We start from the raw sequence: 16,605 nt of genomic DNA, 5'->3' as shown, positions 1-16,605 counted from the left end.
TCCGCATCTGCCAACTGTCAATATATTTGGGGCATTCGTCCCTAGATACGCAGCCGTTTGCGGAACGAACCTAGTGCGGCTTTGTCCGATTCATCCAACCCATAACGCAGTCCAAGCCATAGAGACGGCCAAAACAATGCAAAGAGCGACAACGCACGGACGCGTGCGCCAAATGGCATTAACGCCTCGCCTGCCACCCACAGAAAAATGATAATCGCGCTGCCCGCGGCAAGAGCGCGGAAAAATCCCGCGCCAAACGGGCTGAGCCGGTCGCTGATTTGCAGTTCCACCACCGCGGCCCATGCCGTGGCGATCACTGCGACAGAAACGGAAATTGCCATGCCAAATGCGCCATAAGTGGGTACGAGGACAAGGGCGAGCAGCAACCACAGTGCGAGGCCCAGGATTGAGTTAAGCAACGGAAGAGCGCGGTGGCCGACCATTTCCACAATTGGTGTTGCCGGACCTATCACAGCCTCGCCAGCCCTTGCCGCCAACAATATAATCAACACCGGCAATGCTGCCGCAGTCCCGGGTGCAAAAGCGGTCAACATATCAGATGCGATCAGAATCATGAAACCGGTCAATGGCACCGCAAGTAACAGCGACATATGCGTCGAAAATCGATACATCGGCAGCAACGCCCCACGATCAACCGAAGCCTGCGCCGAAGCAAGTGGCGACAGGACATAAAGAAAGGATTGCCGGACGATAAGCGGGATCGATGCGATTTTTCGCGCTATGCCATATAGTCCCGCCGCAGCCGCGCCTGCCGCACCTGGAACCATCAGATTGAGTAAAATCGGCGGCAGGTCATTATATGCACGACGTGCAATTGAAGGGGGCAACATGGCGGCGCCGCCTTTCAACACCGCCGCACGAACCGTTGCGGTCATGGGGGCCCGGATCAGCATTCGCATATTATAATAGCGACCCAGCAATTGCGCCGACATAATTGCGGTCACCGCCAGTGACAGCATATGCCCCAACAGCAATCCCAACAGATCAAATCCGACGAAGAAAAAACTCGCCGCGAACAGCAGGCGTGCAATTTGTTCCCAGAAAATACGCAGCCGGATTTCCGGACCAAATGCACGCTTGGCACGGGCGGCAGCAGTCGCAATTTCAACAAAAATCCAAAGCGGAAGGCTCCATGCAAACAGCGCGATGGCCCGCGGCATTTGCGCCACATCTTCTGGGGCAGTCGCCACAAACCCGGCCAGCCAGTCCGCCGAAAGGGAAATCACCGTTGCCGCCAAAACGCCAAGACCCGTGCCCGTTATCAGTGCGAATTTGACTGCCGCATGTTGCCTTAGCCGATCCTCCTCTGCCGGGACAACACGTTGCAGCGCCTGTCCCATCGCCAGATCGAGGATATTTGCCAATATATTGATCGCAGCCCACAGGACCACATAGATGCCATAACCGGACAAACCGAACATCCAAGTATAGGCTGGCTGCGCGACAACCTCGATAAGTGCACCTAAACGGGATAGGGCGGCGAGACCCGCACCCTTGGCAACTTCTTTATTGCTGACCGCAGGCGCAGGCGGAACCAACGCATCTTCGATGGGGCCACTCATCTTGCGATGCTCACTCTTCGGTTCGGACCAGCACGGTTTCACCAATCAGGAAGAAAAGCAAAAACGGTCCCCAAGCCGCAATAACCGGCGGATAAGCACCCAAATTCCCCATTGCGAGTGCAAAATTGTCCGCGACGAAATATGTGAAGCCTAATGCCATTCCGATCACCGCCCGCAAGAAAAGCGCGCCCGAACGCGCTAAACCAAATGCTGCGACCGCAGCCAATAATGGCATGAGTAACGTCGAAAGTGGTGCCGATAGCTTATGCCACAATATGCCTTCCAGATTGTCGGTCCTTCGGCCAGCCGCTTTCAAATCATCAATCGCTTTCATCAGCGAAAAGAAACCCAAGCTATCGCCGTCGACCTTCACATAATTGAACCGGTCGGGCTTGATATCGCTCCCAAAGGTCATAGTGTCGAATTTTTGTTCTTCGGTTGTGGCGACATCAAAGGATGTGACGTCGTCCAGTTTCCATGCTGTTCCCGTGTATCGGGCTTCGCGCGCTCTTATCACCTGACGCAGGCTGCCATTGGTCCGCAAATAAAGGCTGACATCACCAAGCTGTATTTGTGCCCCTGTGCCGGTAACTGTCGCAGCATTTATCAAATCCGGGCCTTCGCGGACCCAGACATTGGCTTTTATTCCGGTATCTTTGGGGACCGGTCCATAATCTTCGGCCTGCCAAATCTTTAACCGGGCGGTATTGGGTGCAACGACAATATCATTAAAAGCGAAGGAAATTCCCGCCACTGCCAGACTGGCCACAAACATCGGCGCCAAAATCTGATGGGCCGATAGACCCGCCGCTTTCATCGCGATAACTTCGCTATGCTGGCTAAGCGTGGCAAAGGCAATCAATGTGCCCAGCAATACTGAAAAGGGCAAAAATCTGGCAATAATCTGGGGCGCTCGCATCATGACGTAGCGCATCACATCACCCTGATCGTTACCGGGAACAGAAAGGATTTTCCCACTTTCCCCCAAAAGATCCAACGTCATCAATATCAGAACTAGCATCGCGAGCACGGCAAGAGTACGCACCACAAAAAGCTTTGCCATATAAATCGTAATGTTGCGGGACGGGAAAAAATGCATGGTTTACGCCTCCGCTTCTGGCATACCGATCGTTGCCAACCGCGATTTTCTTTTGAAATTGAATGTCTTGCGTAGGAAAATGCCAACCCGGCTTGCGAATACTTCCAGTGCACCTATCGGTTGCCCACCGGGTACATGTGCTATGATATGGTACATCCAAAGAATAAGTGCCGCAAAAAACAGGAACGGCACCCAAAGCGCAATAAACGGATCCACCACACCCATTCCGCCGACCCCTTCGGCATATTCATTGATCTTGTGATAGGTCACAACCATGACAATCGACAGGAAAACGCCAAGCGCCGAAGTGGAACGTTTTGGCGGCACGGCAAGTGCAACCGCCAGAAACGGAAGCAAAAGCATCATCGCCACCTCGACAAGGCGGAAATGGAAGTTCGCCCAGGCTTGATCGCGTTCCATCGCAGGCTTTGCCGGATCGCCGCCAATCCGCATGAGTTCAGTGATGATATATTCCCTGTCCTTGCCACCACGCGCACGGAAGCTCTCTATTTTCGGGAGTGGTATCGGGACATCGTGACTGCTAAAGCTCAACACCCGCGGGGTTCGGTAATTGGGTGCGTCATGCACCAAAGTGCCTTTTTCCAACCGCAGCAATATGGTGTCAGGATCATCCGTTCTCAGAAACTGGCCTTTTTCTGCAGAAACCGCAATCGACTGCCCGTTTTTGCCTTTGGCGTAAACAAACATTCCCGATAGCTGATTGCCATTATCGCGGCTTTCTTCGATCCGCATCGTCAAATTTTCGCCAACATTGTTAAACTCGCCGACCCGCACTTTCGCGCCGAAGGCCCCCGACCGCAGTTCAAAACGCAGCTCTTCGTATAAGTAACGTGAACTCGGCTGAACAAAGCCGACAATCGCAAAATTCACAATCGCAAGGGTGATCGCAAACAGGAATGGAACACGCAAAAGGCGAAAATAGCTCATCCCAACCGCACGAAATATATCGAGTTCAGATGAGGTTGCGAGCCTCCTGAAGGCCAGCAATATGCCCAGTAACAAGCCGATCGGAATACCCAATGACAGATATTCTGGAACAAGATTTGCAAGCATTCGCCAGACCACGCTGACCGGGCCGCCTTCTGCCGCGACAAAGTCGAAAAGGCTCAACATTTTTTCCAACAGCAACAGCGATGCCGCGATGGCCAGCGTCGCAAGCAAGGGTAACATCACCAATCGAAAGATATAGCGGTCAGTGGCGGTTATAAATTTCAACTTATGGTCGCCCTATTACCCTAATTTGGCCGCAAACTCACTCGATAGACGGTATCAGGTTCAGGGGCAATATCGATGGCGCTGGAAAACACACAGGCCAAAAATACTGTTCCAGGAGTTTTAATATGATGAAGTTTGCTAAGATTTGTGCGATTTCTGCGCTCGCTTTAGGGGCGGGGTCAGCCGTGGCTGGTCAGGAAATCGGTAATGACATGACTCGCTGCGCCGCGGAAAAAGGCCCGTCGGTGCTTGTGGTTGTACGCGGGGTGAAAGAATCCGCAGGTAAAGTGCGTGTGCAATCCTATCCAGCAACCGGCAGTGCCTGGTTGGCCAAGGGTCGGTGGCTGCATCGCGTTGAAAGCCGTGCAAGTACCGGAAATATGAATTTCTGCGTTCCTGTGCCTTCGGAGGGCCGATATGGCATCGCTGTGCGCCATGACCGCAATGGCAACGGAAAAACCGACATCAGCCAGGACGGCGGCGGCTTTTCCAATAACCCGAGCATAAGCATCCTCAACCTCGGCAAGCCATCGGTCAGCAAGGTCGCTTTTCAGGCCGGACCGGGCGTGACCAAGATAACCATCAACCTGAAATATTTATAACGGACATGATTTGGCACTTGTAGCGCTTCTTTCGAATCCCAATTCAACCGGAAACAGGTCACTGTTGCCGACTGTTCGCAGCTATTGTGCCCGCAATCCTGACATATTCCATTATGAAGTCGAAGAAATCGGCCAGATCGCCAAAGCGCTGGAAATGATTGCGCGGGTCAAGCCTAAGGTTCTGGTTGTGAACGGCGGCGACGGGACGGTGCAATCTGCGCTAACCGAACTTTATCATGGTGGCCATTTCGACGGAGCGCCGCCGCCGGTTGCCGTGTTACCCAATGGCAAGACCAATTTGATCGCGCTAGACTTGGGCGCAGAGGGCGATCCGCTGGTCGCCTTAAGCCGGATCATCGAGGTCGCCAAAGGTGACTTGTCGGAACATATTGTGGTTCGCGAACTGATCGCCTTGAGCGACGGGAGCGAGGGGGCAAGACCGGTACTGGGCATGTTCCTGGGCGGGGCGGGGCTTGCGGAAACAATCTTATATTGCCGGAACAAAATTTATCCGCTCGGTCTGCCAAATGGCCTTAGCCATTTCCTTGCGGCAATGGCGGTGCTGTTTTCAGCTATTTTCAGACTAAAGGCTGATTTCCTTCCGGCAAGAGCGAAACCCATCAGTGTTTCATTCATCCGGCAAGGTGAACTGCAAGGCATATTTTCGGTACTTATCGTAACGACATTGGATAAGTTGCTGCTCGGCGCACAAGCTGGCGGCGCACGCAAGGGGCTAATGAAGTTTCTGGCGGTCGACCAAAGACCCTGGTCCATGTTGAAAATGATAGTGGCTTCGCTGGGCGGTAAATTGGGGCAGCGCACAATGACGGGTGTCCATTTTCAGGAAGGCGACACGATCCGCATCGACAGCGATGACAGCAGCGTCGTTCTGGATGGTGAGGTATTCGAGGCCAGTCGTGGTAACCCTATCGTGTTGCGTTCAACGCCGCCGGTGCCTTTTCTGAAACTGGCGGCCTGATCTTCTCACTTAACAAAGCTATATGAAAATCGCTAAGGCAGTGCTGTGCACTCTTTGACCCAACTTGTTGCAGATGAACTGGCCATACCCGCCCACCCCCAAGTGCAGGCCTTTGCCGCGCATATCGCGCGCCAATATCCGAATGCAGCTAGCGCTGTCCTGTTCTACGGCTCGTGCCTGAGGTCGAAACAACTCGAAGGTCAGATGCTCGATTTCTACCTGATAGTGTCCAGTTACGAAGCCACTTATACCCAAAAATGGCTTGCAACATGGAACCATCGGTTGCCGCCGAATGTATTTCCGTTTCAACATGACGGATTGGTCGCAAAAGTGGCGGTTTTGAGCGAAGCCGATTTTCACGACCTCAACCGGCCAGCGGCTTCGGCCGTATCAGTTTGGGCCCGTTTCGCCCAGCCTTCCCGACTTGTCTGGTCAACCGATGCTGCGGCGCGTGTATCGGTTGCCAACGCAATCTCCGGTGCGGCGCCGACGCTCCTAAATGCCGCACTGGCCTTTACCGAGCGTGAGGTCGACGTGCTAGACCTATGGCAAACAGGTTTCCGGATGACCTATGATGCAGAGCTACGGGCGGAACGGAACGACCGGCCCGCGTCAGTGGTCGATTTCGACCCTGACCGTTATGCGCGTTTCGGTCACGCCGCGTTACAACATACGCCGATTGCCAACGAAATTCGCGGGGGAAAGGTGCACATTCTTGCCGATCCACAGTGCCGGATAATGCAGGAACGCGACCGCTGGCCTGCCCTTCGCCGCAACGGAAAGTTCCTGACTGTGGCACGGCTGGCGAAAGCTGCATTCACCTACGCAGGCGGGATCGATTATCTTGCATGGAAGATTAACCGCCACGCTGGAACGCAAATCGAAATCAAACCGTGGCAAAGAAAATGGCCCCTATTAGCGGCGCTTTTTCTGGTGCCGAAACTGCTATTGAAGGGCTCTGTCCGCTAAAGTCAGTGTCAGCGCAAACGTGGCCGCAATGGCGGACGGCACCCATAAACTCGCCATGCCAAAAACGGCAAATAATGCTGCACCGATCGCTGCACCACTCACCAAGCCAAGCCATAATATCAGATACGGAAGCCATATAAGCCGCTCTCCGCCGCTGAAAAGCGTTGCCAAACCCTGACCAATTTTCACCAAAGCACCGGTCATATAGGTTAGGCCGAAAGATACAGTGCCATCGCGTTCAAACAGCGTGTTTTCGGCCCCCATACAAAATGCTGCCACGCAAAGTGCGAGCAAAAGCATATTCTGTCCCGCCAGTAATGGGGCAATAAACAGCAATCCGGACATGATGCCTAGAATGAGCGATTTTCGCCTTTTGTCAGACAAAGCCCCCTTCCGGCCAATCAGAGACCCCCCGGTCACACCAACGACAAAGCTAAACAATAATAAGGCAACCATCCCGATATAAGGTCCACCGGTGGCCACCCCCACACTTAACCGCGTGGAATTTCCGCTCATGAACGAGAGGAAAAACCCGCCGCTAGCCAGAAATCCGATTGCATCGACCATACCGGCCATCGCCGCAAAACCAACAGCCATTAGACGCGTATTCCGGTCGAGCCTTGTCATCGCAAGGCGGTCAAATAATCCCTACCGCTTTCCCTGCCCGTTCAAACCGGTCAAGAATATCCGCAACCTGATCGCTCGTATGCTCGGCACACAGCGAACAGCGCAGCAATGTCATTCCAGCAGGAGTCGCAGGGGGGCGGGCGAGATTCACATAAAGGCCGTTTTCAAGTAAAGCCTGCCACATGGCCGCACCTTGTTCGAGGTCCGGCATGATGACCGCGATAATCGCGCTTTGCGCTTCGGCCGTGCCAAGCTGGAAACCAAGGTCGCGTAGACCTTTATGTAATGTCCGTGAATTTTCCCACAGATGCGCGCGCTTGTTGCCATTGTGCATCAATTTGCGGATGCTAGTCGCCGAACACGCCACCACAGCCGGCGGCAAGCTCGCCGTGAACACATAAGGGCGGCAGACCAGCCGCATAATTTCAAACTTTGGATGATTGGAAACACAAAAACCGCCAACGGTGCCAACGCTTTTGCTGAACGTGCCGATCACAAAATCGACATCATCAAGCACGCCTTGCTCTTCGGCAACACCGCGACCGTTTTCGCCAATGAAGCCCATGCTGTGCGCCTCATCGACCAACACCATTGCTCCGGCTTCTTTGGAAATGCGGATCATTTCTTTTAGCGGCGCCACGTCGCCCAGCATCGAATAGACACCTTCAAGCACTACCAGCTTGCCTGCATCGGCGGGCAAACGCTTCAGGCGTTTCTCCAACGCCTCCACATCATTATGACGAAACGCGACAATTTCGGCGTCGCCCATCTTACAGCCGTCATAAATGGACGCATGGCTGTCGATGTCGAGAATGATATAATCGCCTTTGCCAGCAATGGTGCTGATGATCCCCAGATTCGCCTGGTAACCGGTGGAAAAAACCATCGCATGGTCCATTCCATAAAACTCTCGAAGCGCATCTTCGCATTCTTTATGGCCCTGAAAAGTGCCATTCAATACGCGGCTGCCGGTTGTGCCAGCGCCAAATTCGTCCAGTGCCTTTTTACCCGCAGCAATGACATCATCATCAAATGTCATGCCCATATAATTATAGGTGCCGAGCAAGATCGTTTCCTTGCCATTGCAGACCGCAACGGTGGGTGATTTCACTTCTTCCATCACAAGGTTGAACGGGTCTTTCACGCCTGTGGCCAGCAAGCCTTCACGTTGGGCGATCAGTGCGTCGAATTTCGAAAACAGGTCAGTCATAGGATCAATCCGTAAGCTTCTTTACCGCGTCGACGAGATGGCCGACATTTTCAATTTCTGCCTGCAAGTTCATGCTTATGACGATATCGAAATCATCCTCGACCTCGGCAACAAAGTCCATCACGGTTAGACTATCCCATTCAAGATCACCTGCAAACGTCGTCACTTCGGAAATTTCAACACCCTTTTTATTGAATGGTGCGATCAGGCCCTTCAGCCGATCAAACATTTCGCTACGGTCGGTCATATCAAATCCTTTTGTTTTGCCGCGCTATGGCAACCGATTAAGGCGGCAAGAGGGCAATTTATAGCCACCCTTGCGCCTTGTACCAGTCGGTGGTTTCTTTCAGCCCCGGTAAAGTCGCAATCTTTGGTACCCACAACTCAGACGGAGGCTTTGCTTCGGGATCAATGGTCCAATCGGGGTGTGAAAGATAACTTGCCCGATCCCGTGTCAACTTGGCGTTTCGTCCGCGAAAAAGACGATCCCCCGATGCTGCAACTTTCAGCAAAAAGCGCGGAGCATGAAAAGCCCTTACACGCCGACCGGTTGCGGCACCGATAGCTCGCGCAAACGATTCGTGGCTCCAACCGTTGACAACGCCATCATCGGCTTCAAAAATCTGCGCCGAAACGCCCGGTTTAGAAGGCACCAATGCGACCAACAGCCGTGCCAGATCATCAACGTGAATGACCGAAACCCGGCCACGTGGTGGCAACAGTGCCCATCCTTTGATCGCGAGACGAAACATATCTAACATTTCGGTATCGCCGGGTCCGAAAACGCCGGGAGGCCGAATGATTGTCCAGTCGAACATGCTCTTTAGAACCAGATTTTCTGCCCGCTTTTTGCTTGCCCCATACATCGACAGATGGGGCTGCTTTGCGGCAAGCGACGACACATGGACAAACCGTGCGATGCCCGCTTCTTTGGCGGCGGCAAGCAAATTGGCGGTGCCGGTAACATTGCCGGATTCAAAACCTTCCGCATCAGGTGCATTGACGACACCAGCGACGTGCAACACAGCATCCGCGCCGTCACATATATTTTTCAGGCTTTCAGGGTTATCCAGTGCGCCATTGATCCATATTACACCCGGTCTGTCTGCCTGATCACGACGTGTCAGGGCCCGGACCTGCCACCCTGCCGCAACCAACCGGTCCATTGTTATCCGTCCAACGAATCCGGTGGCACCGGTTAGTGCAACCGTCTTCAAAGCAAAACCATCTGGTCACGGTGGACGAGGACAGAGCGTGGAACTGTTCCGAGAATGTCGCCCAGTTCACTGGATCTATGTCCACAAATCCGGGCGGCGTCGACTGCGTCATATTCCGAAAGTCCCCGAGCGAATGCAAGCCCGTCATCGGCGCTGATGTCGATCACATCGCCACGTTTGAACTCGCCTTCAACGCCAATAGCGCCCGCCGGAAGCAGACTGCTCCCCGCTTTTAATGCTTTAATCGCACCCTTATCGACTCTAATCCGGCCCTTTACCGTCAATCGGCCGCTTAGCCATGCCTTGCGTGCGGAACCGCTGGCCCGTGGGGAAAAATAGGTCGCCGGGCCACCGGTTGTAAGGGTTGCGAGTGGGTGGGGGTGCAAGCCAGAAGTAATGGCCAGACCAATCCCTGCACGCGTTGCGATATCGGCTGCATCCAGCTTGGAAGCCATACCGCCCGAACCCATTCCCGACGTCGAGCCCTGCGCGACCATGATACGAACCCGGCCATCGATCTTGTCGACATGAGGTATGAGAACGGCACCCGGTAAATTAGGAGCACGATCAAATAGGCCGTCAACGTCGGATAAAAGTATGACGCCACCCGCACCGGCGGCTTGCGCGACCCGTGCGGCCAGACGGTCATTATCGCCAAAGCGGATTTCTTCGGTCGCCACGCTGTCATTTTCGTTGATAACAGGTATGGCACCGGCCCCGATCAAACGATCAAGCGTGGCCGCGATATTCAGATAGCGCCGGCGTTCTTCCAAATCATCCAAAGTGACGAGCATCTGGGCCGCGGCCAGACCTTCTGCGCCCAGCAGGTCGGACCATATGCCTGACAAAATTATTTGCCCCACCGATGCGGCGGCCTGTGCATCAGCCAGACTGGCGCGGCCACCTTTGTCAAAACCAAGTCGCCGTGCACCCAACGCAATTGCACCAGATGTGACCACTATGATCCGTTGCCCCGCCTGATGCCGCAAACTGATGTCTGCAACCAGAGTTTGGAGCCAGTCCCGCCGCACGCCACCATCGGGCTGCACCAGCAATGATGATCCGACCTTTACGACCAGCAAAGGGCAAATATTTGCGGGAAAGGCGGCGGGATTTAGATCGGCGACCATGTCCCATCCTCGGTTAGACCGTCGGCTTTTGCTCCTTCCAGTCCGCTTTTCGCCGGCAAGGCTTCAAGCACACGGTCAAGCACCAGATCAACGCCTTGTCCGGTGGCGCCCGAAATAGCGATAACATCCTGCGCACCGGCTGCTTGCAGCTGGGCCGAAATATCCGCCATCAATTCAGGGTCAAGCAAATCGCCCTTGTTAAGCGCTACGATCTGGGGCTTTTCATTGAGGCCCGCACCATATTCGCTCAATTCATCACAGACGATATGCCATGCCTCAACCGGATCTTCCTGCGTGGCATCGATCAGGTGGATCAATATCTGGCACCGCTCGATATGCCCCAGAAAGCGATCCCCAATGCCAACGCCTTCGGCTGCTCCAGCGATCAGGCCCGGAATATCAGCAATTACAAATTCACGGCTTTTATGCTCCACCACCCCTAACTGGGGGCGGGTCGTCGTAAATGGATAGGCACCGACTTTCGCCTTGGTGTTCGAAACCTGATTGATGAATGTCGACTTGCCTGCATTCGGCATCCCTACCAGTCCGGCGTCAGCCAGAAGCTTCAGCCGGAGCCAGACATACATTTCCTCGCCGGGCCAACCCGGACCGTGTTGCCGTGGGGCGCGGTTGGTCGAACTTTTATACGAAGCATTTCCTCGTCCACCATCGCCACCCTTGAGAAAAACGACGCGTTGGCCGACTTCGGTGAGGTCGAGTAGCAGACTGCGCTCTTCGTCATCCGCGAGCACCTGCGTACCGACGGGTAACTGAATAACAAGATCGTCGCCATAGGCGCCGTGCCGGTCACGCCCCATGCCCTGAATTCCACGCATGGCTTTGAAATGTTGTGCATACCGAAAATCGATTAGCGTATTCAGACCGGCAACAGCCTCAATTACGATGTCACCGCCCTTGCCGCCGTTGCCACCGTCGGGACCGCCATATTGGACATATTTCTCGCGCCGGAAACTAACAGCCCCCGGGCCACCGGCGCCGGAACGGATAAAAATTTTTGCTTGGTCAAGAAAATGCATGGGGTGGCCTTTAGGGCAAGGAGAGGGTTTTGGCCAGTGCGCCGACCAACTCCGCCAACCACCAAACTGGCTTCCCAGCCTTAGCTTTAACGAAGACTGGTGGAGCCTAGGGGAGTCGAACCCCTGACCTCTACACTGCCAGTGTAGCGCTCTACCAGCTGAGCTAAGGCCCCATCATGCCGCAAACAAGGCGGCTATTTGGTGAGGAGCGCCACTAGCGGGCGCTCCTTTATATATCAAGCACGAAGTTCGACTTAAATATCGTCGGGTTCATCTTCGCCACCAGCCACGCCGAGGTCGTCGTCGCCGCCAAGGTCAACATCATTGTCGGGCGACACGTCGCCATCAACGGCGTCGACATCAATATCGAGATCGTCGTCCGCCAAATCAGCGTCGTCTTTCTTCTTTTCAACCTCTTCAAAGGGAAGCGGCTGTTTCGACTTCAGGACGGGTTCCGGCGTCCACTGGTTGCCGCACTCAATGCACTCAACCGGTTCGTCTTTGGTGAGATCGTAAAAACGCGTACCGCATTTAGGGCAAGTGCGCTTGGTTCCCCATTCAGCCTTAATCATGGCAGGCTCAAATCCTTTATAAAATTGCTTGAAATGGGCGATCCACATATATGAATCACCGTCAATTGGCGCGGCCTTTGCCACAGCGTTGCGGCGCTGTCAAAAACTAGTGTGCAAAGCGTGACGGCAATCTGCACAAAACGAGGTTGGTTTCGCGTCTGTTGACTTCCATTGACCTTGAAAGCAAAGCAACCGCTTATGCACAACGCCAATCCACGTCCCGCCACCTTTCGCAACGCAGGCCCGTTAAGCGGAACCGTCAAGGTTCCAGGTGACAAGTCGATCTCGCACAGATCGTTGATGCTCAGCGCCCTTGCAGTCGGAGAGAGCAGGATTACAGGATTGCTCGAAGGCGAAGATGTTTTGGCCACTGCCGCCGCGATGCGCGCAATGGGTGCGTCAATTGAACGAATAGGTGACGGGTGCTGGACGGTGCACGGTGTTGGCGTCGGCGGATTGATGCAGCCTGCGGCTGCGCTCGATATGGGCAACAGCGGAACGTCCACCCGATTGCTGATGGGATTGGTTGCGAGCCACCGTCTGACGGCAACTTTTATTGGCGATGCGAGCCTGTCAAAGCGCCCTATGGGACGGGTAATCGATCCGCTAAGTCTCATGGGCGCCGAGTTCACCGCTAGTCCGGGCGGCACATTGCCGCTCATGGTGCGCGGCCTGGTTCCGGCTATTCCGATCCAATTTCGCTTACCCGTCGCTTCGGCACAGGTAAAAAGTGCGGTCTTGCTGGCGGGTCTCAATGCGCCGGGGATTACCGAAGTAATCGAGCCCATCCCTACCCGCGATCATAGCGAGCGAATGTTGCGTGGGTTTGGTGCGGATCTCAGCATTGAAACGGACATTAAAGGCGTGCGCCATATTCGCCTTGTTGGCGAGGCCGAACTAAAGCCACAGACAATCGAAGTACCTGGAGATCCATCTTCTGCGGCGTTTCCAATCGTTGCCGCATTGATAACTCCGGGAAGCGAGGTGACGGTAACCCATGTCGGCATGAACCCCACCCGCACCGGTATATACAAGATGCTGGAAGTGATGGGCGCAGAATTGACCTATACTAACCAACGCGAAGTGGGGGGCGAACCCGTCGCTGATATCACTGCGCGCTATTCGGTATTGCGCGGCATCGAAGTCCCGCCCGAAGTCGCACCCAGCATGATCGACGAATTTCCGGTCTTCTTCGTAGCCGCCAGCATGGCACAAGGTCGGACAATAACCAGCGGACTGGACGAACTGCGCGTCAAGGAAAGTGACAGGCTGGCTTTAATGGCAGCGGGTCTGAAAGCCATCGGCGCCAGGGTCGAAGAGCGCGCGGACGGACTGGTCATCGACGGAAGCGGCGGCGAGCCGCTGGAAGGCGGTGCTACTGTGAACAGCGCGCTGGACCACCGCATAGCGATGAGTTTCGCCGTGGCGGGACAGCATTGCTATCACGGCGTCACGGTTGACGACGTGTCACCTATTGCGACGAGCTTTCCAACATTTGAATCCATAATTGAGGCGCTCAAGGCATGAGCATTCACACTGAACCGGCACGCATACTTCCATGATTATCGCGGTAGACGGCCCTACTGCATCGGGCAAAGGCACCATCGCAAAGGCATTGGCCACGCATTATGGCTTACCCTTTCTTGATACCGGCTTGCTTTATCGCGCCGTCGGGTTTCAAGTGCTGCAAAATTGTGGCGATCCCGACAATCCACATGATGCACGCAAAGCATGCGATTTTCCCGAAACGGTTTTGAACGATCTTACGCTCCGCAGTGAAGCCGTTGGCGGGCTTGCCAGTCGTGTTTCTGTGCATCCCGAGGTGCGCGCGGCTCTGAATAAGCGTCAAGTTGATTTTGCCCATCAACCCGGTGGGGCATTGCTCGACGGGCGGGATATCGGAACGGTGATTGCGCCCGATGCGGATGTAAAGCTGTTCGTGACCGCCAATGCGGTAATTCGCGCAGAACGGCGACATGGTGAAATGACGGGCAGAGGCGAAGACATATCGTTAGAAGCCATTTTGGTGGATATTCTTGCCCGCGATGCCCGTGATTCATCTCGGACAAACGCACCGCTAAAACCAGCGGCAGACGCGCTCTTGCTTGATACCGGCGATTTGACTATAGGCGGCGCCGTTCAAGCTGCGATTGCGCTGGTGGAGGCTAAGCTTCGCCGGGGCTGACGTGGCCGGAGTGTTCACAAAGAAGCACCCGTCACCCTGAACCTGTTTCAGGGTCTTACTATATCGCCGCACCGGCTGGAGTAAGTTGCTGAAACAAGTTCGGCATGACAGTGATTTCGAGTACAACAATCTGTTTTTGAACGCTTTATTGCTATTCGGGTAATAAGGCAGCTCTGGTCAAAGACCATCGGAACCAACCGATTGGCCGGATAAAAAGTACGTAAGGAAACTCTAACCTATGGCAACTTCGCCAAACCCGACCCGCGACGATTTCGCGGCACTTCTCGACGAATCACTTGGTGGCGCAGACGGTGGCTTTGAAGGCCGCGTCGTAAAGGGAACGGTAACCGCAATCGACAATGACCATGCTGTCATCGATGTGGGTCTCAAATCCGAAGGCCGTGTGGCGCTGCGTGAATTCGCTATGCCCGGCCAGAAAGCCGACCTGAAAGTCGGCGACGAAGTCGAAGTCTATGTCGACCGCGTCGAAAATATGAATGGCGAGGCAATGCTGAGCCGTGACCGTGCACGCCGTGAAGCTGCATGGGATGTCCTCGAAGGCGAATTCGAAGCTGGCAACCGCGTCGACGGCGTCATCTTCGGCCGCGTTAAAGGTGGCTTCACTGTCGATCTTGGCGGTGCCGTTGCGTTCTTGCCCGGCAGCCAGGTCGACGTCCGCCCCGTGCGTGACGTTGCGCCGCTGATGGACATCGCCCAGCCCTTCGTCATCCTGAAAATGGACCGCAAGCGTGGCAACATCGTCGTTTCGCGTCGTGCCATTCTGGAAGAAACCCGCGCAGAACAGCGCACCGGCCTGATCCAGAATCTTGCCGAAGGTCAAATCATCGACGGCGTCGTCAAGAACATCACCGATTATGGTGCGTTCGTTGATCTGGGCGGCATCGATGGCCTGCTGCACGTCACCGACATCAGCTACAAGCGGATCAATCACCCGAGCGAAATCATCAACATTGGTGACACCGTCAAGGTCCAGATCGTCCGCATCAACAAGGACACACAGCGCATCAGCCTTGGCATGAAGCAGCTTGAAAGCGATCCTTGGGATGCCGCCGTCAAGAATTATCCGGTTGGCACCAAGCTTAAGGGCGCGGTCACAAATATCACTGAATATGGCGCATTCATCGAACTCGAACCCGGCATCGAAGGTCTGGTGCACGTTTCGGAAATGAGCTGGACCAAAAAGAATGTCCACCCTGGAAAAATCGTTTCGACGAGCCAGGAAGTTGACGTCATTGTTCTTGATATCGACATGGAAAAGCGTCGTATCTCGCTCGGTCTCAAGCAGGCTCAGGATAATCCTTGGGCAAGCTTTGCAGAGAAATTCCCAGTCGGATCGACCGTCGAAGGCGAAGTTAAGAACGCGACCGAATTTGGTCTTTTCATCGGCCTCGATGGCGATGTCGATGGCATGGTTCACATGTCGGATATCGCATGGGGCATTTCGGGCGAAGAGGCATTGCATCTTCACCGCAAGGGCGAAACGATCAAGGCCATCGTTCTGGACATTGATGCAGAGAAAGAGCGTATCTCGCTTGGCATCAAGCAGATCGAAAAGGGTGCCCCCACCGCTGCAGGAGCGACTACGACTGGCGGACTTAAGAAGGGTGCCACGACAACGGTCACCGTTCTCGAAGTACGCGACGGCGGTCTTGAAGTGCAGGCAGGTGAAGACGGCGCAACCGGCTTTATCAAGCGCGCTGACCTTGGCCGTGATCGCGACGAACAACGTCCTGACCGTTTCCAGGTTGGCCAGAAATTCGACGCCATGATCACCGGTTTCGACCGTTCGAAAAAGCCGAACTTCTCGGTCAAGGCACTTCAACTTGCCGAAGAGAAGCAGGCTGTTGAGCAATATGGTTCGTCCGACTCGGGCGCATCGCTTGGCGACATTCTGGGCGAAGCGCTGAAGGGCGTGAAGAAGTAAGCCACGGCTTTCTAACAAAAGTTCTATTTTTGGGACAAAAAAGCCCGCTCTTGGAAACGAGAGCGGGTTTTTTATGCTTTTGAACAAGCGTTCCTGCTGCAAATGCGTTGTAAAATAAAAAATAATCTGGCAGCTTTGCGACGCTCCCGAGCCGGATCCCTTTGGTCGCACGGCTTCTATTAACTCGGGTATCGACTTAAAAACAAAATGAAGG

16 protein-coding genes and 1 tRNA gene are annotated in these 16,605 nt (G+C 54.5%); 6 read left to right on the top strand and 11 right to left on the bottom strand.

The window, feature by feature from the left end; genetic code table 11:
- Positions 1–41 precede the first annotated feature (41 nt).
- The 3 genes from ACEW72_RS08445 to lptF are packed head-to-tail and all read right to left on the bottom strand — an operon-like array spanning position 42 to position 3,918.
- A complete protein-coding gene (locus ACEW72_RS08445) occupies positions 42–1,583 on the bottom strand; it encodes a lipopolysaccharide biosynthesis protein (protein WP_373475940.1) in 1,542 nt (513 codons plus the stop codon).
- 10 nt (positions 1,584–1,593) lie between these two features.
- On the bottom strand, positions 1,594–2,646 hold the full coding sequence (gene lptG / locus ACEW72_RS08440) for an LPS export ABC transporter permease LptG (RefSeq protein ID WP_373475939.1): 1,053 nt from the start codon (positions 2,644–2,646) through the stop codon (positions 1,594–1,596).
- 39 nt (positions 2,647–2,685) lie between these two features.
- Positions 2,686–3,918, bottom strand: a complete 1,233-nt coding sequence (gene lptF / locus ACEW72_RS08435) for an LPS export ABC transporter permease LptF (RefSeq protein WP_373475938.1) — start codon at positions 3,916–3,918, stop codon at positions 2,686–2,688.
- A gap of 128 nt (positions 3,919–4,046) precedes the next feature.
- Between lptF and ACEW72_RS08430 the strand changes: the two genes are divergently transcribed.
- From ACEW72_RS08430 to ACEW72_RS08420, 3 genes are read left to right on the top strand one after another with little or no spacing between them, the layout of a single operon-like run.
- Positions 4,047–4,520 carry a DUF2141 domain-containing protein gene (locus ACEW72_RS08430; RefSeq protein WP_373475956.1) on the top strand — a complete coding sequence of 158 codons (474 nt, stop codon included), beginning with the start codon at positions 4,047–4,049 and terminating at the stop codon, positions 4,518–4,520.
- A gap of 10 nt (positions 4,521–4,530) precedes the next feature.
- Positions 4,531–5,499, top strand: a complete 969-nt coding sequence (locus tag ACEW72_RS08425; protein WP_373475937.1) for a diacylglycerol kinase family protein — start codon at positions 4,531–4,533, stop codon at positions 5,497–5,499.
- A 45-nt stretch (positions 5,500–5,544) separates the two neighbouring features.
- Entirely contained in the window at positions 5,545–6,468 is a 924-nt protein-coding gene (locus ACEW72_RS08420; RefSeq protein ID WP_373475936.1) for a hypothetical protein, read from the top strand.
- On the opposite strand, the gene ACEW72_RS08415 is transcribed toward ACEW72_RS08420, so the two are convergent.
- From ACEW72_RS08415 to ACEW72_RS08380, 8 genes are all read right to left on the bottom strand, one after another.
- Complete coding sequence (locus tag ACEW72_RS08415; RefSeq protein WP_373475935.1) at positions 6,445–7,065, bottom strand: YoaK family protein; 621 nt, start codon at positions 7,063–7,065, stop codon at positions 6,445–6,447. The two genes, ACEW72_RS08420 and ACEW72_RS08415, sit on opposite strands and share 24 nt — an antisense overlap.
- A gap of 40 nt (positions 7,066–7,105) precedes the next feature.
- Positions 7,106–8,305: an aminotransferase class I/II-fold pyridoxal phosphate-dependent enzyme gene (locus ACEW72_RS08410; protein WP_373475934.1), complete on the bottom strand. Its 1,200-nt coding sequence runs from the start codon at positions 8,303–8,305 to the stop codon at positions 7,106–7,108.
- A gap of 4 nt (positions 8,306–8,309) precedes the next feature.
- Positions 8,310–8,552, bottom strand: coding sequence for an acyl carrier protein (locus ACEW72_RS08405; RefSeq protein WP_160353854.1), 243 nt, complete (start codon positions 8,550–8,552; stop codon positions 8,310–8,312).
- Between the two features lie 58 nt (positions 8,553–8,610).
- Entirely contained in the window at positions 8,611–9,522 is a 912-nt protein-coding gene (locus tag ACEW72_RS08400) for an NAD-dependent epimerase/dehydratase family protein (protein WP_373475933.1), read from the bottom strand.
- A complete protein-coding gene (proB, locus tag ACEW72_RS08395; protein ID WP_373475932.1) occupies positions 9,519–10,652 on the bottom strand; it encodes a glutamate 5-kinase in 1,134 nt (377 codons plus the stop codon). Before proB ends, ACEW72_RS08400 begins: the two co-directional genes overlap by 4 nt.
- Positions 10,637–11,689, bottom strand: coding sequence for a GTPase ObgE (obgE, locus tag ACEW72_RS08390; protein WP_373475931.1), 1,053 nt, complete (start codon positions 11,687–11,689; stop codon positions 10,637–10,639). Before obgE ends, proB begins: the two co-directional genes overlap by 16 nt.
- Before the next feature lie 97 nt (positions 11,690–11,786).
- Positions 11,787–11,862: transfer RNA gene (locus tag ACEW72_RS08385), tRNA-Ala, on the bottom strand.
- A gap of 81 nt (positions 11,863–11,943) precedes the next feature.
- On the bottom strand, positions 11,944–12,261 hold the full coding sequence (locus ACEW72_RS08380) for a TIGR02300 family protein (protein ID WP_373475930.1): 318 nt from the start codon (positions 12,259–12,261) through the stop codon (positions 11,944–11,946).
- A 198-nt stretch (positions 12,262–12,459) separates the two neighbouring features.
- Between ACEW72_RS08380 and aroA the strand changes: the two genes are divergently transcribed.
- The 3 genes from aroA (at position 12,460) to rpsA (ending at position 16,391) form a co-directional block, all read left to right on the top strand.
- A complete protein-coding gene (aroA, locus tag ACEW72_RS08375; RefSeq protein ID WP_373475929.1) occupies positions 12,460–13,788 on the top strand; it encodes a 3-phosphoshikimate 1-carboxyvinyltransferase in 1,329 nt (442 codons plus the stop codon).
- Positions 13,789–13,819: 31 nt separating this feature from the next.
- Positions 13,820–14,446: a d(CMP) kinase gene (locus ACEW72_RS08370; RefSeq protein WP_373475928.1), complete on the top strand. Its 627-nt coding sequence runs from the start codon at positions 13,820–13,822 to the stop codon at positions 14,444–14,446.
- Between the two features lie 238 nt (positions 14,447–14,684).
- Entirely contained in the window at positions 14,685–16,391 is a 1,707-nt protein-coding gene (gene rpsA / locus ACEW72_RS08365) for a 30S ribosomal protein S1 (protein ID WP_373475927.1), read from the top strand.
- Positions 16,392–16,605: the final 214 nt, after the last annotated feature.

The organism is Sphingorhabdus sp., assembly GCF_041737645.1.
Lineage (GTDB): Bacteria > Pseudomonadota > Alphaproteobacteria > Sphingomonadales > Sphingomonadaceae > Sphingorhabdus_B.
The sequence above is the reverse complement of the archived record's forward strand: the minus strand, read 5'-3'. Positions and strand labels throughout refer to the sequence as shown.

Excerpts from the sequence above, each read along its gene's own strand:
- ACEW72_RS08445 (WP_373475940.1), bottom strand. The coding sequence starts at position 1,583 with ATGAGTGGCCCCATCGAAGATGCGTTGGTTCCGCCTGCGCCTGCGGTC.
- lptG (WP_373475939.1), bottom strand. The coding sequence starts at position 2,646 with ATGGCAAAGCTTTTTGTGGTGCGTACTCTTGCCGTGCTCGCGATGCTA.
- ACEW72_RS08430 (WP_373475956.1), top strand. The coding sequence starts at position 4,047 with ATGAAGTTTGCTAAGATTTGTGCGATTTCTGCGCTCGCTTTAGGGGCG.
- ACEW72_RS08415 (WP_373475935.1), bottom strand. The coding sequence starts at position 7,065 with ATGGCTGTTGGTTTTGCGGCGATGGCCGGTATGGTCGATGCAATCGGA.
- ACEW72_RS08410 (WP_373475934.1), bottom strand. The coding sequence starts at position 8,305 with ATGACTGACCTGTTTTCGAAATTCGACGCACTGATCGCCCAACGTGAA.
- ACEW72_RS08405 (WP_160353854.1), bottom strand. The coding sequence starts at position 8,552 with ATGACCGACCGTAGCGAAATGTTTGATCGGCTGAAGGGCCTGATCGCA.
- proB (WP_373475932.1), bottom strand. The coding sequence starts at position 10,652 with ATGGTCGCCGATCTAAATCCCGCCGCCTTTCCCGCAAATATTTGCCCT.
- obgE (WP_373475931.1), bottom strand. The coding sequence starts at position 11,689 with ATGCATTTTCTTGACCAAGCAAAAATTTTTATCCGTTCCGGCGCCGGT.
- ACEW72_RS08380 (WP_373475930.1), bottom strand. The coding sequence starts at position 12,261 with ATGATTAAGGCTGAATGGGGAACCAAGCGCACTTGCCCTAAATGCGGT.
- aroA (WP_373475929.1), top strand. The coding sequence starts at position 12,460 with ATGCACAACGCCAATCCACGTCCCGCCACCTTTCGCAACGCAGGCCCG.
- ACEW72_RS08370 (WP_373475928.1), top strand. The coding sequence starts at position 13,820 with ATGATTATCGCGGTAGACGGCCCTACTGCATCGGGCAAAGGCACCATC.
- rpsA (WP_373475927.1), top strand. The coding sequence starts at position 14,685 with ATGGCAACTTCGCCAAACCCGACCCGCGACGATTTCGCGGCACTTCTC.